Source organism: Rhodococcus sp. MurmanLake-1 (genome assembly GCF_056945715.1).
In genome coordinates, this window is sequence record NZ_JBWZNF010000008.1 from 42,549 (window position 1) to 66,393 (window position 23,845).

Sequence of the window (23,845 nt, forward strand, 5' to 3'; positions counted from 1 at the left end):
CGATGTCGGATCAATCCAGTACTCAGGCGTTTTCGGAGACGCGAATCTCCTCGTGCTCCAAGCCCCGCGACGAATCGGGGACAATCTTGAACAGTGCGATGGCGCCGACCAGGCTGATTGTGCATATCGAGGCGAGGTACCAGGTGACGCCTACCGAAGACCCGGTGGCGTCCAGCAGTGCGGTGGCGATCATCGGCGCCAGTCCACCGCCGAGAATCGCACCACTCTGAAGGATCAGAGACGAACCGGAGTAGCGGACCTTGGCCGGGAAGGTATCGGCGATGATGCTGCCCTGAACGCAGTGGGTGACCGGCACGATCAGACCCATACCCAGGAACGCGATGACAGCGATCACTTTGTTCTCGGTGTTCAGTAGCGGGAAGAACACGATGCACCACAACAGGATTGCGGCTGATCCGCCGATGAACATGTGTCGACGACCGTACTTGTCAGCGATCTTGGTCCAGAACGGGATGGAAAGGAACCACAGGACTGCTGCCGCGGTCACGCTGAGCACCAGGAATTGCTTGTCGTAGCCCAGATGTTGAGTTCCGTACGACAGGGTGAACACCATGAAGGCGTACGCCACGGCGGAGTTCGCCAAGCACGCGGCAAGCGTGAGAGACAACCGGGGGAAGCCGACCTTGAGCGACTCGCGCAGCGGGAAGCGGACTATTTCGCCCTTCTCCATGATCCCGGCGAATGACGGCGACTCGGTGACGCGCAGGCGAATCACCAGACCGATCGCCACCAGAACGAAGCTGAGCAGGAACGGGATTCGCCAACCCCACGAAGCGAATGCCGAGTCCGACATCACGGCGTTGGTCGTCAGGAAGATGCCGTTGGCGAGAACCAGTCCGGCGGGTGTGCCCATCTGCGGGAAACCTGCATAACGATTCTTCTGCCCTGCCGGCGCGTGCTCCATCGACATGAGTGTCGCACCGGCGCCTTCACCGCCTAGACCGATGCCCTGAACGACGCGCATGGCCACCAGGAGGACGGGCGCCCAGAATCCGATGGAATCGTAGTTCGGGATGAGGCCGATGAGTGTGGACCCGACGCCCATCATCACCAGGGAGACCACGAGTGTGGCCTTGCGCCCGATCCGGTCACCGAAGTGCCCGAACACGAGCCCACCTACCGGCCGTGCGATGAATCCGACGGCGAAGGTGCTGAAGGCAGCCAGCGTGCCGGCCGTGGGGCTCAGGCTCGGAAAGAATTGTTTGTTGAAGATCAGCGCGGCGGCTGTGCCGTAGAGGAAGAAGTCGTACCATTCGAGAGTTGTGCCGGCCAGAGTTGCCATGGCAACTCGGCTACGGGCAGCTTTCTCCGGCAACGGCTTTCCGTCACTCGTTGTGCTGTTGGATATCTTGTCTGACATCGCGGAACCTATCGATTGGATGGGGCAGGCGGACGATGAAATCTGTAGTCACCGACCCCGTCTTCGGGATTGTCGGCATCACGAGCGTCGTCGATCGTTGTGTTTGGAATTGTGCTCGCTCGAGACATGACTCACAAATGCCGAATTCACCGTCCGCCATACCGGAAAGGGTATAGCCGGGGTCTCAGACGAGACCCAGGAAGCGTTCGGCATTCCCCCGCGAAATCAGTTGGCGCGCAGTATCGTCCAAGAACTCACTCTTGCGAACCACCTCACCGACCGGACGCTCCCCCAAGGGGTACGGGTAATCACTACCCACCATCACACGGTCCACCCCCACCGTGTCCACCAGCAGTCGCAGTGCGCGCTCGTCGAAGACGACGGAATCCACGTAGAACCTACCCAGGTAATGCGAAGGCGGGAACTCCGACGTACCGATGATGTCGTTGCGGCCGTGCCAGGCGTTTTCCATCCGGCCCAACCAGAACGCGAAAGATCCACCACCGTGCGCAAATCCGATCTTGAGACGATCGTCGATCTTGTCGAACACCCCACCGAGAATCAGCGCGAGTATCGACAGATGCGTTTCGGCCGGCATCGCGGTGAGCCACTGCGCCATCCAGCGATCGAGGCGCGGAGAGTTGGCCATGTCCCACGGGTGCACGAATACCGGCACGTCAAGCGACGCGCAGTGCTGGAGAAACGTCACCACGCCCTCGCTGTCGAGGTCCAGATCGCCCACATGATTGCCGATCTCGACACCGCGGTGCCCGTTCGCGATGCACCGCTCGAGCTCACGACACGCTGCGTCGGTGTCTTGCAGAGGCACCTGGCAGAACGGAATCAACCGATCCTTCGCCGGCTCCACGATCTCGAGCGCGAGGTCGTTGAAGATCCGTGCGATGCGACTTGCCTGCTCGCCGCTTCGGCCGTAATTGAAGAATGCCGGCGTCGGCGAGACGACCTGCGTGTGCACGCCGTCGGCATCCATGTCCCGAAGCCGCACCTCGGCGTCCCAGGCATCGGACTGGATGCGGCGGAACTCCTTGGTGCCCATCATGATCATGGCTTCGGTCTCCGACTCGACCTTCAGCCACGGCGCTTGCGGCCCCGCGTCTTCGGTCAGATCCGGCCACCCGTTGGGCACGTAGTGGGTGTGGATGTCGATCAGGTTGCTCATCACTCAGCCCTTGCCGGGATGGAGCGTGCCGCACTTGTCACACGTGCGGGCTTCTTCGCTCTCGTAGAACTTGACGAACACCGGCGGAAGGTCGGCCACGATGTCGCGCACCTGAAGTTCGACCTCGTGAATCTTGTGATCGCATTCGAGGCAGTACCACTGGAACTTCTCGAGCGTGCCTTCCTTGCGGACGCGTTCGATGACCAGGCCGATGGAGCCCGCAGTGGGACGCTGCGGCGAATGCGGAATGTCTCCCGGCAGCAACCAGGTTTCGCCCTCACGAATGTCGACACGCTGAGGACCGTCCTCGGTCATGACGTTGACGTGGATGTCGCCTTCGAGCTGGTAGAACCACTCCTCGTACGGATCGAGGTGGTAGTCGGTCCGCTGGTTCGGTCCGCCGACGACCTGCACGATGAAGTCGTCTCCGAGCGCCATCGTCTGATTGTTGACAGGCGGCTGCAGCAGGTGGCGGTTGTCGTCGATCCACTTCTTGAAGTCGATGACGGGAGGAATCGTGGTCATGATGCATTCTCCGTATCTTCGGACGCTGAGCGCTTGGAGGCGGGCACGTACGCCACGCCGGAAATTTCGATGAGCAGATGCGGGTGGGGCAGTTGGTGAACAGCCACAGTCGTTCTCGTCGGACCGTTTTCGTCGAACAGTTCGGCGTACACCTCGTTGTATCCACCGAAGTCGTTCATGGACACCAGGTAGGAGGTGACCTGAACCAGATCACTGAGTTCTCCACCCACTTCGGCGAGGATTGCCGCGATGTTTTCGATGACGGCACGCGTCTGCGCCCGAATGTCGAGCGCCGTCGTCCCCATCTCGTCGACCTCGACGCCGACAAACGTGTTGTCGGGTCGACGCGAACTGGTCCCGGAGACATAGACGAAATCGCCGACCACCTTGACGTGGGGGAACTTTCCGCGCGGCTTCGCCAGCTTCTCGATGACCTGCGCCCCACTCATCGCTTCACACCTTTCACCGTGACGGTTCCGAGTCCGTCGATCGTGCACTGTGCGACGCCCTCGTCGAGTCGCACAGCTGCTGTGGCGGCACCGGCCAGAATTACCTGACCGGCGCGCAACGGAATTCGGCGTCGGCGGGCGATGTCGAGCAGTGCATGCAAAGCGCGCGCCGGATCGCCGAGAATGGCCGACGTGGAACCGACTACCGTCTCGCCGCCGACCTCCATACGTACGGAACGGTCTTCGACGTTCTGTAGCGGCAGCCACCGCCCGATCACATACCCGGCAGCGCTGGTGTTGTCAGCGACGACGTCGGTGTAGGTGAAGCGGAAGTCGCGATAGCGCGAGTCGATGATCTCCATTGCGGGAGCCAGTGCATCGACGCAGGTTTCGATGTCGACGTTCGGATCGTCGAGATCGACGTCCTTCGACAGACGGTATGCCACTTCGGGTTCGATCTTGGGATGAATGAACTTCCTCAGGTCGACTTCGCCGCCGTTGCTCACGCACATCGCGTCGGTCAACTGACCGACGATCACTTCGGAGACACCCATCTGCGCCATCTTCGCCTGGCTTGTGAAGCCGAGCTTGATACCCACAATCGATTCGCCACGGCTGGTTCGTCGTTCGAGGAGTTCGTTCTGGATCCGGTAGGCCTCGTCGATGTCGATGGTGTATTCGTCGGCGAGGCTCGGGGTGTCGGTGCGAGTCTGCGCAGCGTCGTCGAGGCGACGCGCGAGCGCGGATACGGTGTCTTCGGGGGCTGTCATCACGCCTCGCTCATTTCTGAAAAACTTTTGCGGTTTCGATGTTCACAGTTGCACACATACATTCGTCGGTTCGGTGTAGAAGTGCAGCGAGGACTCGCCACCCTCACGTCCGATGCCGGACAGGCCCATGCCGCCGAAGGGAGATCGCAGTTCACGGGTGAACCACGTGTTGACCCAGGAGATTCCGACGTTCATCCTCTGCGCGACGCGGTGTCCACGGCGCAGGTCGTTGGTCCACACGGAGGCCGCCAAGCCGTACTCGGTGTCGTTTGCCAAGGCGATCGCTTCTGCCTCGGTGTCGAACGGAATGAGTGCTGCGACGGGTCCGAAGATCTCCTCGCGCACGACGCGATCCTTGTTGGTCAAGCCAGTCCACAGGGTGGGTTCGATCCACGATCCGCCCGACAGTTCCTGTCCGAGGTCCGGAATACCGCCGCCGGTCAGCACTTTCGCGCCTTCCTGCTCGGCGATCTCGAAGTAGTCGAGAACCTTCTTCCGGTGCGCCTGCGAGATGAGCGGTCCGGTCGTCGTTGCATCGAGCGTCGGGTCGCCCAGACGCAATCCTGCTGCCCGCTCGACGAGTCCACCGGCGATGTCGTCGAAAATGCTGCGGTGCACGTACACCCGCTCGGTGCACAGGCAGACCTGGCCGGTGTTGGTGAACACCGACTTGGTCAGACCCGTCAACGCTTCGTCGATGTCGACGTCGTCGAAGACGATCGCGGCGTTCTTGCCACCGAGTTCGAACGAGACCGGACGGACTCGCGGCGCAACGGTTTTCATGACATGGGAACCGGTTGCCGAAGAACCGGTGAAGGTGACGCCGTCGATGCCGGGGTGCGTGGTGAGGAACTCGCCGGCGGAGTTCGCACCGAACCCGTGGACGACGTTGTAGACACCGGCAGGCAGGCCGACTTCTTCGAGTACCTCGGCAAGCAACGACGCGGTCGCTGGGGTTTCCTCGGAGGGCTTGACCACCACGGAGTTCCCGCACGCGAGCGCGGGCGCTACCTTCCAGGTCAGGAGAAGCAGCGGCAGGTTCCAGGGAACGATGACAGCGACGACGCCGAGCGGCTTGCGGATCGCGTAGTTCAGCGCCTGCTTCCCACCCGCGAGATCCATGACAAACGATTCCTGTCCGGCCGCGGCGACGATGTCGGCGAAAGTGCGGAAGTTCGTCAGGGCGCGCGCGACGTCGAGTTCGCGTGCCTGTGTGATCGGCTTGCCGGTGTCCGCCATTTCTGCGGCGACGAACTCTTCGAATCGCTCCTCGATCCGGTCGGCGGCGCGTCGCAGCAGAGCCGTCCGCTCGCGGACCGGCGTATCGGCCCAACCGTTGTCCAGAGCACGTCTGGCAGAGGTCACGGCCCGATCGACCAGGGCCTTGTCGGCCTCGTGGACCCGGGCGAGAACACGGCCCGTTGCTGGGTCGACCTGATCGAAGCTCGACGACTCGTCGGGTTCGACATAGGAGCCGTCCACGTAATTGCGGATCCATCCGTCGCATTGTGAGGTCATGGACTAACTATTGGCCCGTGACCCATATCAAACAAATGCAAAAACTGCCGCCAGCTATACCTCGATCGGCATAGATGGCGGCAGTTCGGCTACACAACTCAACTCTTTATGTCGGCGCCGAGCGCCTCAGCGGCGCAGAATGTCGGCGCCGAGCGCCTCAGCGGCGCAGATACGCCAACTGCACGTTGACGGATTTCTCCGCCACCGGCCACAGCTTCGGGTCGACGTCGGAGTAGACGTGCTCGACAACCTCGCGCACCGATGCCGACTCCCCCAACGTCGTCAGAGCGTCCCGCACCTGGGCTAGACGCTCCTCGCGGTGAGCAAGGTACTGCTGCGAAATCGCCTGCAGATCGGGCAGGTCCGGACCGTGCCCGGGAAGAACCGTCAGTCCTTCGCCGAGTGCGGCCAACGACCGCAGTGATGTGAGGTAATCCCCCAGATCGCCGTCGGTGTCGTCCAGAACTGCGGTGCCGCGGCCGAGAATGGTGTCGCCTGTCAGCACGCTCGCATCGTTCTCGATGACTATCGACACCGAGTCAGCGGTGTGTCCCGGAGTCGCGAGGATCCGCAGCTTCAGACCCGCCACCTCGATCACTTCACCGTCGACAAGCGCCGAAGCACCCCCGCGCAGAAAAGTGGGGTCGACGGAACGCACCGGAGCCGAGGTCAATTCATGGAAACGGTCCACCCCGCCGGTGTGGTCGTAGTGCCGGTGCGTGATCAAGGTCAGCGCAACCGGACCGATACCAGCGACACGTTGCAGGTGTTCCTCGTCGTTGTCGCCCGGATCGACGACTACACACTCGACGCTGCCGGGAGCATGCAGAATCCAGGTGTTCGTACCGTCCAGCGTCATCATGCCCGGATTGTTTTCGAGCAAGACCGAAGCGATGTCGGTGACGCGGCGAAGCTGCGCGTAGGCGGGATGGACCGTCGACATCAGCGAACTTCGACGATCAGTTCCACCTCGACCGGAGAGCCGAGGGGAAGCTCTGCCACGCCGACTGCCGAACGAGCGTGGATACCGGCGTCGCCGAGCACCTCACCGAGGAATTCGGAAGCGCCGTTGATCACGCCGGGCTGACCGGTGAATCCTTCGGCGGATGCCACGAAGCCGACAACCTTGACAACACGAACGACGTTGTCGATGCCGACCAGGGCGTCGATGGCAGCAAGAGCGTTGAGCGCGCAGGTACGCGCCGCGGCCTTGGCGTCCTCATCCGACACGCCCGCACCGAGCTTGCCGGTCAGCGCCAGTTTTCCGTCGACGAACGGGAGCTGACCCGACGTGTACACGTGGTTGCCGCTGCGAACCGCGGGAACGTACGCAGCAACGGGTGCCGCGACGGCGGGAAGTGCAATGCCCAGTTCGGCGAGACGCTCCGACCAGGTCTGTGTTGCCTCTGCCATGTGATTCAGCCCTTCGGACGCTTCATGTACGCGACGTGCTGCTCGCCCGACGCGCTCGGCAGGACTGCCACGAGTTCCCAGCCGTCGACACCCCAGTTGTCGAGAATTGCCTTCGGATTGTGGACCAGCAACGGAGTCACGGTGTATTCCCAGGAAGTTATTTCGCTCATGCGGTGAGCCTATCCCGCGTACATCTTCGGCCCCAGACTTATAGGCTCGCGGTGTGGTTGCATCCCAAGATGAGCTGAGCAGGACCTGGCCCGAGTCTGCGACGAAGGCCCGCCTGCACTTTGTGTCGGGTAAAGGCGGAACCGGTAAGTCCACGGTTGCCGCCGCGTTGGCGCTCGCGTTGGCCGAGGGCGGCAAGCGCGTTCTCCTCGTGGAGGTCGAGGGCCGCCAGGGAATCGCGCAGCTCTTCGACGTACCGCCGCTTCCACCGCAGGAGACCAAAGTCGCGGCCGCCGAAGGTGGCGGTGAAGTGATGGCTCTGGCCGTCGACATCGAGACCGCGTTCCTCGAATACCTCGAAATGTTCTACAACCTCGGCTTCGCCGGCCGGGCGATGCGTAAGTTCGGCGCCATCGAATTCGCCACCACCATCGCTCCCGGCCTTCGCGACGTTCTACTCACCGGCAAGATCAAGGAGTGCGTCATCCGCACCGATCGAACCGGCAAACGCGTGTACGACGCCGTTGTCGTCGACGCTCCCCCGACCGGACGAATCGGCAGCTTCCTCGACGTCACCAAGGCGATGGCCGATCTCGCCAAGGGCGGCCCGGTGCACTCCCAGAGTGAAGGCGTCGTTCGGCTGCTGCACTCGCCGGAGACCGTCGTACATCTTGTTGCACTTCTCGAAGCGCTGCCCGTTCAGGAAACTGCCGACGCCGCCGCAGAACTGGCGCGCGACGACCTCAACCTCGGTGCCATCATCGTCAACCGCGCCAGCCCGAGGTTCTTGCCCGAAGACCAACTCTCCGGTGCCGCTGCCGGCGATATCGACGCGGCTTCGATCCGGTCGACACTCTCGGACGTCGGCATCGATCTGTCCGACGACGACTTCGCAGGCCTGCTCACCGAGACGATCGAGCATGCCTCGGTGCTCGAAGCTCAAGAATCCAGCGCCGAGAAGCTCCGCGAGATCGACGGGGCTCGGGTGCAACTTCCCGCACTCGCCGACGGCGTCGATCTCGGTGGGCTGTACGAGCTTGCCGAATACCTCACGGAACAGGGCGTGTGATGACCGAGACCACCGAGAACGTGACGGTCGGCAGTTCCAGGACCGGCCGACGCGCAGCTCCTGCCCTCGATATTTCGGCGATCATCAAGGACCCGACGGCCCGGATCGTGGTGTGTTGCGGCGCAGGTGGCGTCGGCAAGACCACGACGGCCGCGTCCCTGGCGTTGCGTGCAGCCGAAGAGGGCCGACGCGTAGTCGTCCTCACCATCGATCCGGCCCGCCGCCTCGCACAGGCCCTGGGTGTGGCCGAACTCGACAACACTCCGCAGCCGGTGAAGCTGGGTCCCGAGGCCACGGGCGAACTGCACGCGATGATGCTGAACATGCGTCGGACTTTCGACGAGATGGTCATCGAGCATTCGAGCCCTGAGAAGGCCGAGCAGATCCTGGCGAATCCCTTCTACCAAACCGTTGCCACATCGTTCTCCGGAACGCAGGAGTACATGGCGATGGAGAAGTTGGGGCAGCTGGCGTCGAACGACGCGTGGGACCTGGTGATCGTCGATACCCCGCCGTCGCGCAATGCGCTCGACTTCCTCGACGCCCCGCAGAGGCTCGGCACGTTCCTCGACGGACGGATGATCCGGCTGCTCTCCGCACCCGGCCGTGGCCTGACCAGGCTCGTGGCCGGCGCGATGGGATTGGCACTGAAGGGTGTCTCTACCATCGTGGGAAGCCAAATGCTTTCGGATGCATCGGCATTCGTGCAGTCGCTCGACTCGATGTTCGGCGGTTTCCGTGAACGCGCAACGAAGACCTACGAGTTGCTACGTCAGCCGGGGACTCATTTCCTGGTGATCGCAGCGGCCGAACCCGACGCTCTTCGCGAGGCGGCGTTCTTCGTCGATCGCCTTGCGGGCGACTCGATGCCGTTGGCCGGTCTGGTTCTCAACCGCACGCACCCGACATTGACGGCTCTGCCTGCCGATCATGCGGTGACCGCCGCCGACAAACTGGAAGCGAAGGAAAGTGCGACCGAGGCCGAAGCCCTCACCGCAGCCGTTCTCCGCATCCATGCCCATCGGGCAGTGATCGCGAAGCGGGAGATCGCCTTGCTGAGTCGATTCACCGCAGCTCACCCGAGGGTGCCGCTGATCGGTGTTCCGTCGCTACCGTTCGAGGTCTCGGACCTCAAGGCGCTGCGCGCGGTGGGAGATCAGCTCACTCGTAAGGGCTGATCCCCCCGATCGGCCTGGATCAGACTGCTGAGTGATGCTGGCGCTGGTCTTCGAAGAACTCGGACCAGGAGTCGACGTCGGGGTGCTGCTTGAGCAGTGCACGGCGCTGACGCTCGGTCATTCCGCCCCACACACCGAACTCGACACGATTGTCGAGAGCATCTGCTCCGCACTGCATGAGGACCGGGCAGTGACGGCAGATGGTGGCCGCCTTGCGCTGCGCGGCGCCACGAACAAAAAGTTGGTCGGGGTCGACCTCGCGGCATCGTGCCTGAGTTACCCAGGCAATTCGTGCCTCGGCCTGCTCGATGTCCAAACGGCTACTCGGGGTGGCTGTGTACATTCTGGGTCCCCTCTACAAAGTCTGACCGTCGCCATAGGGCGAGCAGCGCACCATCTCAGCCGTCCCCGCGGTAGCACGGTGAAAGCTGAGACACATTCGCGATCGAGTGTTACGTCGATCACACTGATCACAATTTAGGTAAAGAACGGCCCTAACGCAAGACGCTCGGGAGCATTTTTTGGTACGGCAGTACAAAGCGCGTGTTCAGAAGGTTTCGAACACCCCCAAAACACTGAAACCGGTTCCAATGGGTGGGCACACGTACTCTGTAGATCGTGTCGATTGCAAAAACAGTGGCGAAGCTCGCCGGAAGCTCCGCATTGGCGGGTGTCCTGGTCGCAGGGGTGATGTTCCCAGTGGCGGGCGGATTCGGATTCGCGTCCAACCGCGCCGCCGATACCGTCGACAACGTCTCGGCCGAACTGGTCGAAGGCACGGTCCCCGCGGTGTCCACCATGGTCGATGCGGCAGGCAATCCCATTGCCTGGCTCTACGACCAACGACGCTTCGAAGTCCCGAGCGAGAAGATCTCCAACAACATGAAGTTGGCGATCGTCTCCATCGAGGACCGCCGGTTCCCCGACCACAAGGGCGTCGACTGGCAGGGAACGCTGCGTGCCTTCCTCACCAACACGACGACCGGTGAAGTGCAGCAGGGCGCGTCGACACTCGATCAGCAGTATGTGAAGAACTACCAACTGTTGGTCGTGGCCAAGACGGATGCCGAGCGCCGCGCTGCCATCGAGACCACCCCGGCCCGAAAGATCCGCGAGATCCGGATGGCCCTGACGCTGGACAAGGAACTCACGAAAGACGAGATCCTCACCCGGTACCTCAACCTCGTACCGTTCGGCAACGGATCCTTCGGCATCCAGGACGCGGCTCAGACCTACTTCGGCGTCGATGCCGCAGATCTGACCGTTCCCCAGTCGGCGATGCTTGCCGGCATGGTTCAGTCCAGCTCCGCACTGAACCCGTACACGAACGTCGAGGGCGTGACCGAGCGTCGTAACACCGTGCTCGACACCATGATCACGAACATTCCGGATCGTGCCGACGAGTTCCGCGCCGCCAAGGAAGAGCCCCTCGGCGTCCTGGAAACCCCCAACAACTTGCCGCGCGGCTGCATCGCTGCAGGCGATCGCGGATTCTTCTGTGACTACGCACTGAAGTACCTCTCGGACGCCGGAATCACGCGCGACCAGATCAACGAGGGTGGTTACCTCATCAAGACCACTCTCGATCCGCAGGTCCAGGCGTCCACCAAGGCCGGACTGAACGCGAACGCGAGCGCCAACCTCGACGGCATCGCGAACGTGATGAACGTGATCAGGCCGGGCCAGGATTCACACAAGGTCATCGCGATGGCCAGCAGTCGCACGTACGGTCTCAATGCCGACGCCGACGAAACCGTCCAGGCACAGCCGTACTCCCTTGCGGGTGACGGTGCGGGTTCCGTCTTCAAGATCTTCACGACGGCTGCGGCGATGGAGAAGGGCCTCGGTATCAACGCGACGCTCGACGTGCCCAAGCGATTCGAAGCCAAGGGCATGGGTAGCGGTGGTGCGGCCGGTTGCCCGGTGTCGACTTACTGCGTGGAGAACGCCGGCAACTACCCGCCGACGCTGTCCGTGACCGACGCGCTGGCACAGTCCCCCAACACCGCTTTCGTCAAGCTCATCGAGGCAACCGGCGTCACGCCGACCGTCGACATGGCCGTCCGTCTCGGCATGCGCTCGTACGCTGATCCCAACACCTCGGGCTTCGACGAGCGCAGCATGGCCGACTTCCAGAAGGAACAGAACCTCGGTTCGTTCACCCTGGGCCCCACCTGGATCAACCCGCTCGAACTCTCCAACGTCGCGGCCACTCTCGCCTCGCACGGCAAGTGGTGCCCGCCGAGTCCCATCGATTCGGTCTTCGACCGCTACGGCAAGCCGGTGGCCGTCACCGAGCAGGGCTGTGAGCAGGTTGTCGAGCCCGGCTTGGCAGACACACTCGCCAACGCCATGAGCCGTGACGACGTCGGCGCCGGTACGTCTGCCGGAGCTGCAAGCAGCGCCGGATGGAGCCTGCCGATGTCGGGCAAGACGGGTACCACCGAGACCCACAAGTCCTCGGCGTTCCTCGGCTTCACCAACAACCTCGCTGCTGCCGTCTACATCTTCGGCGACTCCCCGACGCCGGGAGAGATCTGCTCGAGCCCGCTGCGCCCCTGCTACAGCGGCAACCTGTACGGCGGTACCGAACCGGCGAGATCCTGGTTCGCGGCAATGAACCCGGTCGCCAACAACTTCGGGCCCACCTCACTGCCTCCGATCGACGAGAAGTACGCACGGGGATCGCAGAACGGCCAGGTTCCCGAGGTTGTCGGCCTGAGCCAGTCGGCGGCGACGTCGAGGTTGCAGGCGTCCGGCTTCACGGTCAATTCCGTGACCACGGCGTCCGGAGCACGCGCGGGAACGGTCACCGGAGTTTCGCCGTCCGGGTCCGCGATCCCGGGTTCGACCGTCACGATCTACATCAGTGACGGTTCCGTGAGGGCTCCGGCAGCACCCGCATCCCCGGCAGCTCCAGCAGCTCCGGCACCGGGCGCGACTCCCCCGGATGCGACTCCGCCCGGAGGTGAACCCGCACCGCCCGCGGGGACCCCGCCGAACTGACGGCCCTGAAAACTGACGGCTCTGAAAACAAGAACGGCCGCGATCTCCGAGTGACTCGGAGATCGCGGCCGTTTTCGATTCTGGTGGCGCGCTTCTACAGGCGGGACTTCACTGCTGCAGAGATACGGGCGCCATCGGCCTTGCCCTTGGCCAGCGCGCTGGCGGCCTTGATGACCTGGCCCATCTGACGCATCCCCGGACGCTCACCGAGCTCCTCGGACACCTGAGCGAGGGCGGTGTCGACGACGTCGACAAGCTCGGCGTCGGTCAACGGCGTCGGCAGGTACTCGTCGATGATCTGAGCTTCGGCGCGCTCTTTCGCGGCAAGCTCACCGCGGCCGTTCTCGGTGTAGATCTCGGCCGATTCGCCGCGCTTCTTCGATTCCTTTGCAAGGACTTTGATGATTTCTTCGTCGGTGAGGACTCGTGCTTCCTTACCGGCCACCTCTTCGGTCTGGATGGCTGCCATGAGCATCCGAAGGGTGGCTGTACGTAGCGGATCCTTCGCCTTCATGGATGCAACCATGTCGGTTCGGAGGGTGGCTTTGAGCGATGGTGTCGTGTCGGACATGGTGGAAACGTTACGCGCTCGGCGTTTCGAGCGTGCCGATAGTTACCTCCGCCCGGACACAATTCTCTGTGGAATAGCTGCAAATGGCGGCGAGAGCGACGCAGAAGAACGCCACACCCGTATCCTTGAGAGGTGTCTTCCCAGTTCCGCACCAATCTGACCCGCACCGCACTTGGTGCCGCGGGCGCCGCTGCACTAGGGATCGGGTACGCATCCGGCATCGAACGCAATGCATTTGCACTGCGTGAGGTGACGATGCCAGTCCTGGCGCCCGGTTCGTCGTCGCTGCGGGTCCTCCATCTCAGCGACCTGCACATGATGCCGAACCAACGGTTGAAACAGAATTGGTTGCGTGAGCTCGAAGGCCTCGACCCCGACCTCGTGGTCAACACCGGCGACAACTTGTCGCATCAGCGCAGCGTCCCGGCAGTGGTCCAGGCGCTCGGTGATCTGTTGGCTCGGCCGGGTCTGTTCGTCTTCGGCAGCAACGACTACTTCGCTCCGAAACCGAAGAACCCACTGAGCTACATCTTCAACAAGGACAAGCGCATCACCGGGGATCCCCTCCCCTGGGGCGATCTGCGGGCCGCGTTCACCGAACGTGGATGGCTGGACATGACCCACGTGCGCCGCGAACTCGAAGTGGCCGGTATTCGCATCGCGGCCGCCGGCGTCGACGATCCGCACCTGAAGCGTGATCGCTACGACACCGTCGCCGGAACACCCAATCCCGTCGCCCAGCTCAAGCTTGGTCTGACGCACTCGCCCGAACCTCGAGTTCTCGATCGGTTCGCCGACGACGGTTACGACCTTGTGCTCGCCGGCCACACGCACGGTGGTCAGCTGTGCCTTCCGTTCTACGGCGCGTTGGTCACCAACTGCCAGATCGATCGATCCCGGGTCAAGGGGCCGTCGAAGTGGGGCGCGCACACCCAGCTGCACGTCTCCGCGGGCATCGGCACTTCGCCGTGGGCGCCGGCGCGCTTCTGCTGCCGCCCCGAGGCAACTCTGTTGACTCTGGTTCCGGCCACCAGGCGCGAACCGGAGCACGTCTCCGCACACAGTTCCGCAGAGTCTCCAGCGTCGGTTCTACGCAACTGACCTGCGGATTTAATGTCAGTCGACTCGGTAATGTAAGCTAACCGAGGTTCGACACGGGGTGTGGCGCAGCTTGGTAGCGCGCTTCGTTCGGGACGAAGAGGTCGTGGGTTCAAATCCCGCCACCCCGACAGTGAAGAACAGCAATCGAGGCCCTTCCGCTCACGCGGGAGGGCCTCGATTGCGTTGACGATAAGGTGAAGCCGTGGCATCCCAACCAGACTTTGCGCACAACGACATGGCGAGCCGTAGCCGACGCGAGAAAGCCGTCGGCCTGGCCAAGTTCGCCTGGGATCGCGATATCAGTAGCACCGAGTTGCTAGAGATGCCCGACGATCGACTGCGCAAACTCGCACGTGCGGCCGGCGCCAATCCGCCGAGCACGCGGGAGACCTGGACCATCGCGGCCGGACTGCTCGACGAGAAAGCTGTGTGGGCAGCCGCTAACCCTGACCGTCCCGAAGCTCGGCGTGAGCATCCGGACGAGAAGATCATGTGGGTGAAGAAGCCGATCGAGCCCTGGCTGTAGTACTTCGCTCCGCGAGGCATGCCAGAACCCGGGCTGAGTTCCTCTCGAGAACTGTCGCGTAGTTGTCGATGTCACCACTGTCCGGGGATCCGCTGAGCACCGAGATAGCGAGCACGTCACCCACCGAATAGATCCCGTGATTGAAGGGACTCCTCGGTGACACGTATGGGAAAGACACGGTCGACAGGATCTTCGAGGTTCCGAGTGTCATGACAGCGGGACCACGGTTGACACTGCTCGCGACAGTTCCCAGTTTGGGATCCGCGGACAATTCAGATTTGATCGCAATTGCCGGAAGTTCGTATTGCAGTGCGCGTACGGCTCGATATGCGTCGAGATATCCCGCTTTGGCGTGGTTGTTGTTCTTGGTGATGGCGAGAAGTCGCTCCTCGATGTCTACTGTGCCCAACGCCAAGGCGATGTGATAGCAGCCCATGTGATTTTGTCCGCGCACTGCGGCGCCCATGGGCGCCCCGGACATTACTTGCATCGATCGCGGACTCTTCTCACCGAAATATTCTTCCAAAGACAACGAGATCACTGTCTGGGCAATGGCAGTCACCGTAACTCCAGGCCATTCTTTCTTGGCCTCTCGAATCAGTGCCAAATCGAGCATCACCGCCGTTGCCGAACGCTCGCCGGTGAAGGTCACAGCGCCACCACCTGAATCCGGCGCGTCGTACTTCCGGGACTCCGGCAGAGCCCTTAATGCGCGGACATACTTACGCGGCGTTCCAATAATTCCCTTGACGGACGACCACCACGGGTTAAGCGTTGTCAGTTGCGGAACAAAGTCGGGTAATTGCTTCGTCGAAAACAGATCGTGAACGATTTCGTTGTACATCCGTCCGTCCCCCAGAGCATGGGAGGCCTTGAGAATCACTACCGTTGCTTCCCCCTGCACTCCAGGCGCATCGCGAACACCTCGAATTACGTGCAGACGCCACAGACATTGGTAAGGATCTACAAACCGCGCCGCCAACTCGGCAGAGTATTCGAAAACACCTTTCCACGTTGAAATTTCAACATTATCTTCGACGTGGTCGTCGATATCGAACGGTTGGGAGTCAATCCAGTAGGGAAAATTGAACCCACCAGGGACTGTGGTCAAAGTCCATCGCAATTGCGGGATCCTCGACGCGCGCGCAGCAAGGAGTTCGAGTAGCTCTTTTCTATCGAGCGGTAGCGAACTACCTGAATCGAACAGGAATATCGTTAGAACATCCGTAGAACGGTTTTCCACGTTGGCCGCAATCAATCCGAAATCTACCGAGGTCAGTTGCCTGGTGGGCATAAATCTCCAATCGAAATCTTGAAAGCAGGGCGCGAATGGAAGCTGTCAGCGACCTACCTACTTCCGCAGGTGTTTCACGATTATGTACAACCAGCTACGGTTTCGCGAGCCCAACGGTAGTCGGCCTTCCCACTGGGTGAGCGGAGGATGCTGGGTACCAGCACGATCGACCGGGGGATCTTGTACCCAGCCACGTGGGTGCGGCAGTGCTCCGACAATGATTCCGTCGCAACATCTTCGAACCCCGGCCGAACCTGCACGACAGCGGCGACCTTCTCACCGAATCGTGCGTCGGGCGCGCCCGCTACCAAAGCGTCGAAAACTGCCGGGTGAGTTTTGAGCGCCTGCTCCACTTCTTCGGGGTAGACCTTCTCGCCGCCGGAGTTGATGCACATCGAACCGCGCCCGAGCAGCACGATGGTTCCGTCGGCTTCCAAGGTGCCCATGTCCCCGAGTACCGCCAGCCGCACCCCGTCGACGACAGGAAAAGTTGCAGCAGTCTTGGCGGGGTCGTCGAAGTAGGCCACGGGGACATGGCCGGCCCTGGCGATGAACCCGGTTGTGCCCGAGCCTGGTTCGATGCGACGAAATTCGTCGTCGACAAGAATCATGTTGGGGTTGGATCGAATTCGCTTTGAACCGTCCTCACCGAATTCGACGACGCCGTCGTTGCCGGATTCCGAAGCACCGAAGGCATCCTTGATCACCAGTCCCGGTAATCGGGTTGTCAGTTCTGCCTTCAGGTTCGGGGAGAACAATGCGCCACCCGACCCGATCAGTTTGAGAGTCGAAAGGTCGTAGCGCCCTTCGCTTGCGGCGATGGCGTCGGCGATCGGCCGAGCAATCGCGTCGCCGACGACCGTGATTCCGGTGATCTTCTCGGCCTCGACCAGTCGCAACACTTCCATCGGATCGAAGCTGCTGGTCAGTACTCGGGGCGCTCCCATGAGGAAAGCCGTGAGCAGTGAATAGATCGCGGCTCCATGCATGAGCGGCGGGATAAGTAGCAGCACAGTTGGATTGGTGTTCGCCACGGCCGCATCCACAACCTCTTCGAGGCTCCGACGCGGCGGCCCGCTGAGGTTCGCTCCGGACAGCGCGGCGAAGAAGAAGTCCTCGTGCCGCCACACCACGCCCTTGGGCATTCCGGTTGTACCGCCGGTGTAGATGATGAAATGGTCGTCGTTGCTTCGCGGGCCGAAGTCGCGGGTATCAGTCTGCGCGGCAAGGGCGTTCTCATAGTCGTCGCCGACGATCAGCACGTGGGAGATCTCCGGACACTGCGGAACCACGGCCAATGCCGTCGGCGCGAATTCCTCTTCGACGAGTAATGCCACCATTTGAGAGTTGGTGTAGATGTACAGGAGTTCTGCATCGGTATAGCGGAAGTTGACGTTGATCGGCACTGCTCTGATCTTCAAGCAAGCCAGGAGCGCTTCGACGTACTCGACGCAGTTACGCATGTGAATACCGACGTGCTGCCCAGGCTCGACGCCGACGGACTGCAGATGATGTGCGAGGCGGTTCGATCGCAGTTCGAGTTCGGCGTAGCTCAACCGCGAATCTTCCAGAATCAAGGGAACCCGATCGGGGATCGCATCGGCAACGGCCTCGAACAGATCGGCAATGTTCAGGGTCATCGAAATCCTCACTACACGCGTCTTCGCTTACCAGTACAGGTCTTTCGCGAAGCTAACACGTTGATCGCACCCTGTAGTCCGAATTGCGTAGCGGTCCCGCTGAGCGAGACCTGACGCGCTGCTCACCTGGCATCAACGGTGCGGATACCTCTCTGACCAAGCCCGATAGCTGGAAGGTAGGGTAGCCTAATGCATTCACGCACCACTCTCCGGAGCCGCACATCGGTCCGGGTCGCCATGGTTGCCCTGGCGACTGTTTTTGCCGCTACGGCCTGCGGTTCTTCCGACGCCGGCGGCAACGCAAACGGCAACACCGATGTCGCAACCGGCGGCAAGCTGTTCAGCACCGCCGACACGGAAACCGCGAAGCTCGGCAGCGATGCTGCGCCCGGCGAGTTCCCACGCACCATCACCCATGCTCTGGGCGAGACCACCCTCGAGGCCAAGCCGACCCGTGTCGTCGTCCTCGACAGCGGCGAACTCGACGAGGTCCTCTCGCTCGGGATCACCCCGGTCGGCATCGCCAGCCCGGAAAGTGCCGCCGGTCAGCCGTCGTACCTGGCTGACAAATTGGTCGGCGTCCCCGACGTCGGCACGACCAACAACCTCAACCTCGAGGCGATCACCGCACTGCAGCCCGATCTGATCCTCGGCAGCAAGCTGCGCCAGGACAAGCTTTACCCGCAGCTCGCGGCAATCGCGCCGACGGTCTTCAGCATCCGCCCCGGCTTCCCGTGGAAGGAGAACTTCCTCCTTGCCGGTGACGCACTCGGGGAGGAGACCAAGGCCGAGCAGGTTCTCAACGACTACCAGACGCACGCGGATCAGGTCCGTGAGTCGATCGACGGTTCGCCGACGATCTCGCTGGTTCGCTTCATGTCCGGGAAGCTGCGCCTGTACGGCAACCTGTCGTTCATCGGCGTCATCTTGAAGGATGTCGGCCTGCCACGCCCGGCGATCCAGGACATCAACGAGTTGGCCGTCGAGGTCAGCCCGGAAACGATCACCGAGGCAGAGGGTGACCGAATCTTCTACTCCAGCTACGGAAATCCCGCAGACACCGGTCAGACCACCGTTGTTGCCGGCCCGCTGTGGGCAAGCATGGACGCAGTCAAGGAAGGCCGCGCCACCGAGGTGAGTGACGAGACCTGGTTCCTGGGCCTCGGCCCGACAGGCGCAGGCCTGGTTCTCGACGACCTGCAGGCCAAGCTCGGCAAGTAGCCGTCACCGACACAAAAAACGCCGCCCGACTCTCCGGAGTCGGGCGGCTTTTTTGTTCAGCGGTTGTCCTGCTCGAGGTGTTCGTTCATCGTCGAGTGCAGGTCGACGAGAAATTCCTCGAATCGACTGAGCAGTTCGGGCGGGTATTTCTCCATCATGGCGTCGAGTCGCACGGCAAGTGGGCCGAAGAACTCGTCCGCGAGGTCCTGCACATGCGCACTGCTGTGCAGCGTGACCACGCGACGGTCTGCATTCTCACGGGTCCGGACGATATGTCCCGCCTTCTCCAGGCGGTTGAGCAACGCGGTGGTTGCGCCCGACGTCAGCGAGATCCGCTCTCCGAGGCGGGCGGGCGAGAGCGGCGCCCCCTTCTCCTCGGCAGCGGTGATTTCCATCAAGGCAGTCGCGTCGGTGGAATGCAGGCCGAGCCACGACGCGAATCGATGACTGAATTCGGTGAACGTCCCACCGTACGCGCGGAATTCGTCCATCAGCCGCTCCCGCTCCACGGAGATGTCGCGCGGTGCTTCCACCCCGTGATCCCACCTTTCCTGTGCCAGACGGCGGCCGGTCGAGCCCAGCGCGCACGTTGACAACTTACCGCCTCAAATATACCTTCACTGTGAAGTTACTTCACAATGGAGGTTTATTCGTGAACATCTCACCCACCACTCGCAAGTGGTTGGGCCTGATCGCCATCGCACTCGGCGTGGCACTGATCGTCGTCGACACCACTATCGTCAACGTCATAGTTCCCTCGATCATCGAAGATCTCGGGATCAACTCCGTTCAGGCTCAATGGATCCAAGAGTCCTACGCAATCGTGTTCGCGGCGCTCCTGCTACTGGTCGGCAGAGTTGCGGACCTGGTCGGCGCCCGTCGCATCTTCATCGCCGGTGTCGTCGTGTTCGGCGCAACGAGCCTGCTGGCCGGACTGGCACCGAACGGCGGCTTGCTCATCCTGGCGCGATTCCTGCAGGGCGCCGGCGCGGCCATGATCCTGCCCACCTCACTGTCGCTTCTGAACGCGATGTTCACCGGCAAAGCCCGCGGCCAGGCCTTCGCAGTCTGGGGTTCCACCATCGGTGCTGCCTCCGCCCTCGGCCCACTACTCGGCGGGTGGCTTGCCGAACATGCCTCATGGCGTTGGGCATTCGGCATCAATATTCCGCTTGCTGCGCTCATTCTGATCGGCGCGGTGCTGTTCATCGCGCCCTCACCCCGCACCGCTGGGCGCATCGACGCCACCGGAGCGGCACTGTCCATCGCCGGCCTGGGCCTGCTCGCCTTCGGCCTCGTCGAGGGACGTACGTATGGGTGGCTGACGACGAAGGAACCCTTCGATCTGTTCGGCCTGTCGTGGTCCAGCGGACCGTCGCCGGTTCTGGTGGCGTTGGTTCTCGCCGTTCTGTCGCTCGGTGCGTTCGCCTACCGTCAAACCATGCTCACCCGCAGCGACGATCCGTCGCGGGCGCTGATGGACGTACGGCTGTTCTCCATCTCGTCGTTCCGCAACGGCAACATCGCGACGCTGATCATCGGGCTCGGTGAGTTCGGAATCGTTGCGGTGCTTCCCCTCTGGCTTCAGTTCACGCTCGGGTACAGCGCACTCCAGGCGGGGCTCGCGCTGGTTCCCATTGCCATCGGCAGCTTCGTCGCCAGTGGTGCGAGCTTCGGAATGGCGTCGAAGGTCTCGCCGTTGGGCTTGGTCCGTATCGGTTTGGCCCTCGAAGCGCTCGGTCTCGCCGGTCTCGGATTCATCGCTGCGACAGACAGCCCCTGGTGGACTATCGCCGCAGTGCTCTTCTTCTACGGCATCGGTGTCGGTTTTGCGACTGCGCAGGTGACCAACGTCGTGCTCGAGGAGATTCCCGAGCAGAGCGCCGGTCAAGGCTCCGGCATTCAGAGTGCGTTCCGCCAACTCGGATCCGCACTGGGCATCGCTGTCCTCACCACGGTCTTCTTCAGCACTCTCAATTCCACGCTGAACAACGACCTCACCGAGTCCGGTGTCGACCAAGCTCAGGCTGATCAGTTGACGCGTGCTGTCACCGACAGCGCGGGCGCCGCCATCGACTCGCTGGCCGGGTCACCGAGCACCGCTTTCGTCGCCGACGCTGCACAGTCTGCAATGACTCACGGGATCACACTCGGCGGATACCTTGCGGCCGGATTTGTCGTGGTCGGCCTGATCGCCACCGCGCTCATCCCGAACAAGCCTGCCCCGTCGACCGAGGAGGAAACAAAGGCAGCAGCCGACGCCTGACGGCCGGATCGGTGCAGTACGGTGCCGGTATGCGATTGCCCTGGTCACGGTCAGCACCGTCACGGTCAGCACGGTCACGTCAGCCTGCAACGGTGCTCAGCGCGGCCGACATCGTGGCCGTCCGTGAGCAAGCACGCGAATTGGTAGTCCCCGGGTTCGCGACGTTCGATGAAATCTGCGAAGCCGCCCGAGACTGTGTCGAGGGCGGTTTCGAGAACGATGAACTCGGCAGACAGATCGACGCAGTAGTGCGTGAGGTCTGGGACCGAAGGCTCGGGGAGCAGACCCAGTGGGCGGGTCCCGGCGACTTCGAGCGCGTATCCGCCGCCTTCGCAGAACTCGAGCGCAACGGCATCGTGGCCCGCATGAACTTCACCTGCTGCATGCAGTGCGGCACTACCGAAATCGACGACGAACGCACGCCGTCCGAACCGGACGAGAACGGGTATCCCTTTGCTCAGTGGGCGTACACGTTCTTCCACATGCAAGATGCGGAGCGTCTCGGCGACGAGCCGTCCGATCTCTACTTGTCCTACAGTGCGTTTCGTCCGGCCCACGATCTCGATCCCGCGCTGGTCTCCGCCGCGTTCGGCGGCGACGAAACCGCCAAGGCACAGATGATCGCGCACACCGATCAGACCGTCGGGCGCCAGGTAGCCGACGCACTCCGAGCCCAGGGACTGAGCGTCGACTGGAACGGTGACAACAATCAGCGCATCCGCATCTCCGACGTGCGCTGGCGCAAACCACTACCGCAGTAGGAGATTCAGCTGGGTGGCAAGACGCGGTCGATGAACGTATTGCTGAAGACGCGGTGCGGGTCGTGTTCGTCCAGAGTGGCGAGAGCGAAGTCCCAGTTCCCGTCGCCACCGGCACGGAAGGTGGCAGGCACTGTGCTGGTGAGGAATTCGTCGTCTTGGTACGCAGCTTGATCGGTGAATGCCCATCCCTTGGACCACTCCGGACGGAAAGTCGCGTAATCGCCGGAGTAGTTCGCGACCATCCACCGTTCCATCTCGCGAAGGAACGCGGGCAATCCCGCGGTGCCGGGAATCGAGACCACGTTCATCCAGATCGCCGTATCCCAGTCCTGACGATCCGCCCGGGGCCGCACCGCTGACAGATCCGGCACGCCGGCGCTGTCGACAAGGACTTCGCCACTGTCATCGACACCACAGAGACGCACTTCGAACGGCATGTTGACGGGATACTGCCCCAGCGACGCGTAGTACGTCATTCGCTCGTTCAACCAACTCGTCATCTCGTGGACGACTCGGCCGATGTTGGACCGCTTGGTGATCACCGCGCCGCCGCCCGCTACTACGCGCAACGTCGTGTGCCGCAGGTAGAACAGAACATCTTTTGACCAGCCCCACAGATCGTCGGTGTCGGTCAGCGCCAATCCTGCTGCTACAGCTCCGAACTGAGAGGCGCCGAACAGCGGTGTCGCAGCTTGAAGGCCCTGCGCCACCATCCCCAACGGGGTGGTGACTTCTTCGGGAATCGCGTCGGAGAAGAAGTAGTTGTACGGCCCGCTCACCTCTCGGGACTCCGGTGGTTTGACCGGGGTCGGCGTCCAGACCTTGAGCCACGGTGTTTGCGTGAACGGGAACCAGATCGCCTCCACCCGTCCGGATTTCTCGACAAAACTCTCGTAGGTACGCCCTGGCGAACCGGGAGCAGCAAAGAGTTCTTGCCACGGAATGTCGGTGAAACTCTGGCACCGCAGCCGATAATTCTCCCCGGCTTGCAGCGTCACGGAGGTGACGAAGGTTCGGCCCAGGTGAGTCAGGAAAGCCGTGATCTCGTCATCTGATCGGTGAAAAGTCTTCAGCCCGTAGCGATTGCTGCCTTCGTCCCACGCCACCACCGTGATCTCGGTGATCAGGTTGCTCAGCGACCCGTACGACTGGCCAGGGGTAATCGTCTCCCCCACCGCCGGATACGTTGCCCCGTGAGCGCCGATCGCCAGTGCCCCGGCGATGGACAGCTCACCGATCGCCGGAGAGTTGGCCCACCCGAGCCCCTCGCGCTCGAGCGCTGTCAGAATCGCTTCGATACTGGCGCCGGCGCCCGCCGTGACTGTTGCGGGCGTGCCGTGCTGCACCACAACCGAATTCAAGTTCGCCATCGTACCGACCAGCAGAACTCGATCCGAAGGCGCGCCGGGCACCACCGTCAACGGACTCCACCCGTGCATCGTTCCCTTCGCACGCACTGTGTACCCGTTGTCGAACGCCCAGTTGGCGAGGGCGACGACGTCGTCGCTGTGCCGCGCCGTCGCCGTCCACACGCTGTCGAGCATGATTTCTCGCGACCAGTTCGCGTATGCCTGCTGTGACAACGGAATGTCCGACGGAAATCCGGGCGGTGGCGCGATGGTCGATGCCGAGCCCCAGGGAACAGCTCCCGCCGGTGCCCAGGAAATACCCGCGAGAGCAGCTGCGCCGACACTCGCTGCGAGAAATCCGCGCCGGCTCACACCGTTTTCTCTCGAGCTGTGCTCCGCCTTGCGCTCTGCTTGATGCACCACTGCTCACTCCGTCAGCCGACTCGGTTCATGTCAGGG

The 23,845-nt window shown here is 62.4% G+C and carries 23 protein-coding genes and 1 tRNA gene; 9 read left to right on the forward strand and 15 right to left on the reverse strand.

Features of this window, described 5'->3' with window-relative positions; genetic code table 11:
• Positions 1–22: 22 nt before the first annotated feature.
• The 9 genes from AC2ETI_RS21770 to sp36 all read right to left on the reverse strand — a co-directional run bounded on the left by AC2ETI_RS21770 (position 23) and on the right by sp36 (position 7,406).
• Entirely contained in the window at positions 23–1,381 is a 1,359-nt protein-coding gene (locus tag AC2ETI_RS21770; protein ID WP_047888101.1) for an MFS transporter, read from the reverse strand.
• A 184-nt stretch (positions 1,382–1,565) separates the two neighbouring features.
• Complete coding sequence (locus tag AC2ETI_RS21775) at positions 1,566–2,561, reverse strand: amidohydrolase family protein (RefSeq protein WP_020968257.1); 996 nt, start codon at positions 2,559–2,561, stop codon at positions 1,566–1,568.
• A gap of 3 nt (positions 2,562–2,564) precedes the next feature.
• Positions 2,565–3,086, reverse strand: coding sequence for a 3-hydroxyanthranilate 3,4-dioxygenase (locus AC2ETI_RS21780; RefSeq protein ID WP_003943511.1), 522 nt, complete (start codon positions 3,084–3,086; stop codon positions 2,565–2,567).
• Complete coding sequence (locus AC2ETI_RS21785; RefSeq protein WP_019746612.1) at positions 3,083–3,535, reverse strand: RidA family protein; 453 nt, start codon at positions 3,533–3,535, stop codon at positions 3,083–3,085. Before AC2ETI_RS21785 ends, AC2ETI_RS21780 begins: the two co-directional genes overlap by 4 nt.
• Positions 3,532–4,305: a 2-keto-4-pentenoate hydratase gene (locus AC2ETI_RS21790; RefSeq protein WP_019746611.1), complete on the reverse strand. Its 774-nt coding sequence runs from the start codon at positions 4,303–4,305 to the stop codon at positions 3,532–3,534. The genes AC2ETI_RS21785 and AC2ETI_RS21790 overlap by 4 nt, the downstream gene beginning before the upstream one ends.
• Positions 4,306–4,347: 42 nt before the next feature.
• Complete coding sequence (locus tag AC2ETI_RS21795; protein ID WP_483634380.1) at positions 4,348–5,823, reverse strand: 2-hydroxymuconic semialdehyde dehydrogenase; 1,476 nt, start codon at positions 5,821–5,823, stop codon at positions 4,348–4,350.
• Positions 5,824–5,980: 157 nt separating this feature from the next.
• Complete coding sequence (locus tag AC2ETI_RS21800; RefSeq protein WP_020905965.1) at positions 5,981–6,766, reverse strand: MBL fold metallo-hydrolase; 786 nt, start codon at positions 6,764–6,766, stop codon at positions 5,981–5,983.
• The gene (locus tag AC2ETI_RS21805; protein WP_003943508.1) at positions 6,766–7,236 is read right to left on the reverse strand and encodes a RidA family protein; all 471 of its coding nucleotides are present in this window, start codon (positions 7,234–7,236) and stop codon (positions 6,766–6,768) included. Before AC2ETI_RS21805 ends, AC2ETI_RS21800 begins: the two co-directional genes overlap by 1 nt.
• Before the next feature lie 5 nt (positions 7,237–7,241).
• Positions 7,242–7,406: a Sp36 family protein gene (gene sp36, locus AC2ETI_RS21810; protein ID WP_003943454.1), complete on the reverse strand. Its 165-nt coding sequence runs from the start codon at positions 7,404–7,406 to the stop codon at positions 7,242–7,244.
• Between the two features lie 53 nt (positions 7,407–7,459).
• On the opposite strand from sp36, the gene bagA reads away from it, so the two are divergent.
• Positions 7,460–8,473: an ATPase BagA gene (bagA, locus tag AC2ETI_RS21815; RefSeq protein WP_019746607.1), complete on the forward strand. Its 1,014-nt coding sequence runs from the start codon at positions 7,460–7,462 to the stop codon at positions 8,471–8,473.
• A complete protein-coding gene (gene bagB, locus AC2ETI_RS21820) occupies positions 8,473–9,651 on the forward strand; it encodes an ATPase BagB (RefSeq protein ID WP_483634381.1) in 1,179 nt (392 codons plus the stop codon). Before bagA ends, bagB begins: the two co-directional genes overlap by 1 nt.
• Before the next feature lie 19 nt (positions 9,652–9,670).
• Here bagB and AC2ETI_RS21825 read toward each other — a convergent pair whose 3' ends face one another.
• On the reverse strand, positions 9,671–9,994 hold the full coding sequence (locus tag AC2ETI_RS21825; RefSeq protein WP_007732375.1) for a WhiB family transcriptional regulator: 324 nt from the start codon (positions 9,992–9,994) through the stop codon (positions 9,671–9,673).
• A gap of 293 nt (positions 9,995–10,287) precedes the next feature.
• Here AC2ETI_RS21825 and AC2ETI_RS21830 point away from each other — a divergent pair, with 293 nt between their 5' ends.
• Positions 10,288–12,657, forward strand: coding sequence for a penicillin-binding protein (locus tag AC2ETI_RS21830; protein ID WP_003943525.1), 2,370 nt, complete (start codon positions 10,288–10,290; stop codon positions 12,655–12,657).
• A gap of 94 nt (positions 12,658–12,751) precedes the next feature.
• Here AC2ETI_RS21830 and AC2ETI_RS21835 read toward each other — a convergent pair whose 3' ends face one another.
• Complete coding sequence (locus AC2ETI_RS21835; RefSeq protein ID WP_003943491.1) at positions 12,752–13,228, reverse strand: GatB/YqeY domain-containing protein; 477 nt, start codon at positions 13,226–13,228, stop codon at positions 12,752–12,754.
• Positions 13,229–13,360: 132 nt separating this feature from the next.
• On the opposite strand from AC2ETI_RS21835, the gene AC2ETI_RS21840 reads away from it, so the two are divergent.
• From AC2ETI_RS21840 to AC2ETI_RS21850, 3 genes are all read left to right on the forward strand, one after another.
• Positions 13,361–14,329 (forward strand): metallophosphoesterase, encoded by a 969-nt coding sequence (locus tag AC2ETI_RS21840; protein WP_003943461.1) that lies wholly within the window; start codon positions 13,361–13,363, stop codon positions 14,327–14,329.
• Between the two features lie 54 nt (positions 14,330–14,383).
• Positions 14,384–14,457, forward strand: a tRNA-Pro gene (locus AC2ETI_RS21845).
• Between the two features lie 74 nt (positions 14,458–14,531).
• Complete coding sequence (locus AC2ETI_RS21850; RefSeq protein WP_020968253.1) at positions 14,532–14,855, forward strand: hypothetical protein; 324 nt, start codon at positions 14,532–14,534, stop codon at positions 14,853–14,855.
• Here the strand turns inward: AC2ETI_RS21850 and AC2ETI_RS21855 are convergent.
• Positions 14,818–16,149 (reverse strand): wax ester/triacylglycerol synthase domain-containing protein, encoded by a 1,332-nt coding sequence (locus AC2ETI_RS21855; protein WP_483634382.1) that lies wholly within the window; start codon positions 16,147–16,149, stop codon positions 14,818–14,820. The two genes, AC2ETI_RS21850 and AC2ETI_RS21855, sit on opposite strands and share 38 nt — an antisense overlap.
• An 80-nt stretch (positions 16,150–16,229) precedes the next feature.
• Positions 16,230–17,789, reverse strand: a complete 1,560-nt coding sequence (locus tag AC2ETI_RS21860; RefSeq protein WP_483634383.1) for an acyl-CoA synthetase — start codon at positions 17,787–17,789, stop codon at positions 16,230–16,232.
• A gap of 189 nt (positions 17,790–17,978) precedes the next feature.
• Here AC2ETI_RS21860 and AC2ETI_RS21865 point away from each other — a divergent pair, with 189 nt between their 5' ends.
• Positions 17,979–19,010, forward strand: a complete 1,032-nt coding sequence (locus AC2ETI_RS21865; RefSeq protein ID WP_020968250.1) for an ABC transporter substrate-binding protein — start codon at positions 17,979–17,981, stop codon at positions 19,008–19,010.
• A 56-nt stretch (positions 19,011–19,066) separates the two neighbouring features.
• On the opposite strand, the gene AC2ETI_RS21870 is transcribed toward AC2ETI_RS21865, so the two are convergent.
• Positions 19,067–19,543: a MarR family winged helix-turn-helix transcriptional regulator gene (locus AC2ETI_RS21870; protein ID WP_020905958.1), complete on the reverse strand. Its 477-nt coding sequence runs from the start codon at positions 19,541–19,543 to the stop codon at positions 19,067–19,069.
• Between the two features lie 119 nt (positions 19,544–19,662).
• On the opposite strand from AC2ETI_RS21870, the gene AC2ETI_RS21875 reads away from it, so the two are divergent.
• Both AC2ETI_RS21875 and AC2ETI_RS21880 read left to right on the forward strand, forming a co-directional pair.
• On the forward strand, positions 19,663–21,276 hold the full coding sequence (locus AC2ETI_RS21875; protein ID WP_029254323.1) for a DHA2 family efflux MFS transporter permease subunit: 1,614 nt from the start codon (positions 19,663–19,665) through the stop codon (positions 21,274–21,276).
• 92 nt (positions 21,277–21,368) lie between these two features.
• The gene (locus AC2ETI_RS21880; RefSeq protein ID WP_046377835.1) at positions 21,369–22,037 is read left to right on the forward strand and encodes a DUF6891 domain-containing protein; all 669 of its coding nucleotides are present in this window, start codon (positions 21,369–21,371) and stop codon (positions 22,035–22,037) included.
• A 5-nt stretch (positions 22,038–22,042) separates the two neighbouring features.
• On the opposite strand, the gene AC2ETI_RS21885 is transcribed toward AC2ETI_RS21880, so the two are convergent.
• Positions 22,043–23,809: a cholesterol oxidase substrate-binding domain-containing protein gene (locus AC2ETI_RS21885; RefSeq protein ID WP_483634384.1), complete on the reverse strand. Its 1,767-nt coding sequence runs from the start codon at positions 23,807–23,809 to the stop codon at positions 22,043–22,045.
• Between the last annotated feature and the right edge of the window lie 36 nt (positions 23,810–23,845).

Bases quoted from the DNA above. Each gene is read 5' to 3' on its own strand.
- AC2ETI_RS21785 (WP_019746612.1), bottom strand. From the start codon at position 3,535: ATGAGTGGGGCGCAGGTCATCGAGAAGCTGGCGAAGCCGCGCGGAAAG.
- AC2ETI_RS21805 (WP_003943508.1), bottom strand. From the start codon at position 7,236: ATGGCAGAGGCAACACAGACCTGGTCGGAGCGTCTCGCCGAACTGGGC.
- AC2ETI_RS21860 (WP_483634383.1), bottom strand. From the start codon at position 17,789: ATGACCCTGAACATTGCCGATCTGTTCGAGGCCGTTGCCGATGCGATC.
- AC2ETI_RS21865 (WP_020968250.1), top strand. From the start codon at position 17,979: ATGCATTCACGCACCACTCTCCGGAGCCGCACATCGGTCCGGGTCGCC.
- AC2ETI_RS21825 (WP_007732375.1), bottom strand. From the start codon at position 9,994: ATGTACACAGCCACCCCGAGTAGCCGTTTGGACATCGAGCAGGCCGAG.
- AC2ETI_RS21780 (WP_003943511.1), bottom strand. From the start codon at position 3,086: ATGACCACGATTCCTCCCGTCATCGACTTCAAGAAGTGGATCGACGAC.
- AC2ETI_RS21835 (WP_003943491.1), bottom strand. From the start codon at position 13,228: ATGTCCGACACGACACCATCGCTCAAAGCCACCCTCCGAACCGACATG.
- AC2ETI_RS21795 (WP_483634380.1), bottom strand. From the start codon at position 5,823: ATGACCTCACAATGCGACGGATGGATCCGCAATTACGTGGACGGCTCC.
- AC2ETI_RS21770 (WP_047888101.1), bottom strand. From the start codon at position 1,381: ATGTCAGACAAGATATCCAACAGCACAACGAGTGACGGAAAGCCGTTG.
- AC2ETI_RS21855 (WP_483634382.1), bottom strand. From the start codon at position 16,149: ATGCCCACCAGGCAACTGACCTCGGTAGATTTCGGATTGATTGCGGCC.
- AC2ETI_RS21790 (WP_019746611.1), bottom strand. From the start codon at position 4,305: ATGACAGCCCCCGAAGACACCGTATCCGCGCTCGCGCGTCGCCTCGAC.
- bagB (WP_483634381.1), top strand. From the start codon at position 8,473: ATGACCGAGACCACCGAGAACGTGACGGTCGGCAGTTCCAGGACCGGC.
- AC2ETI_RS21800 (WP_020905965.1), bottom strand. From the start codon at position 6,766: ATGTCGACGGTCCATCCCGCCTACGCGCAGCTTCGCCGCGTCACCGAC.
- sp36 (WP_003943454.1), bottom strand. From the start codon at position 7,406: ATGAGCGAAATAACTTCCTGGGAATACACCGTGACTCCGTTGCTGGTC.
- AC2ETI_RS21775 (WP_020968257.1), bottom strand. From the start codon at position 2,561: ATGAGCAACCTGATCGACATCCACACCCACTACGTGCCCAACGGGTGG.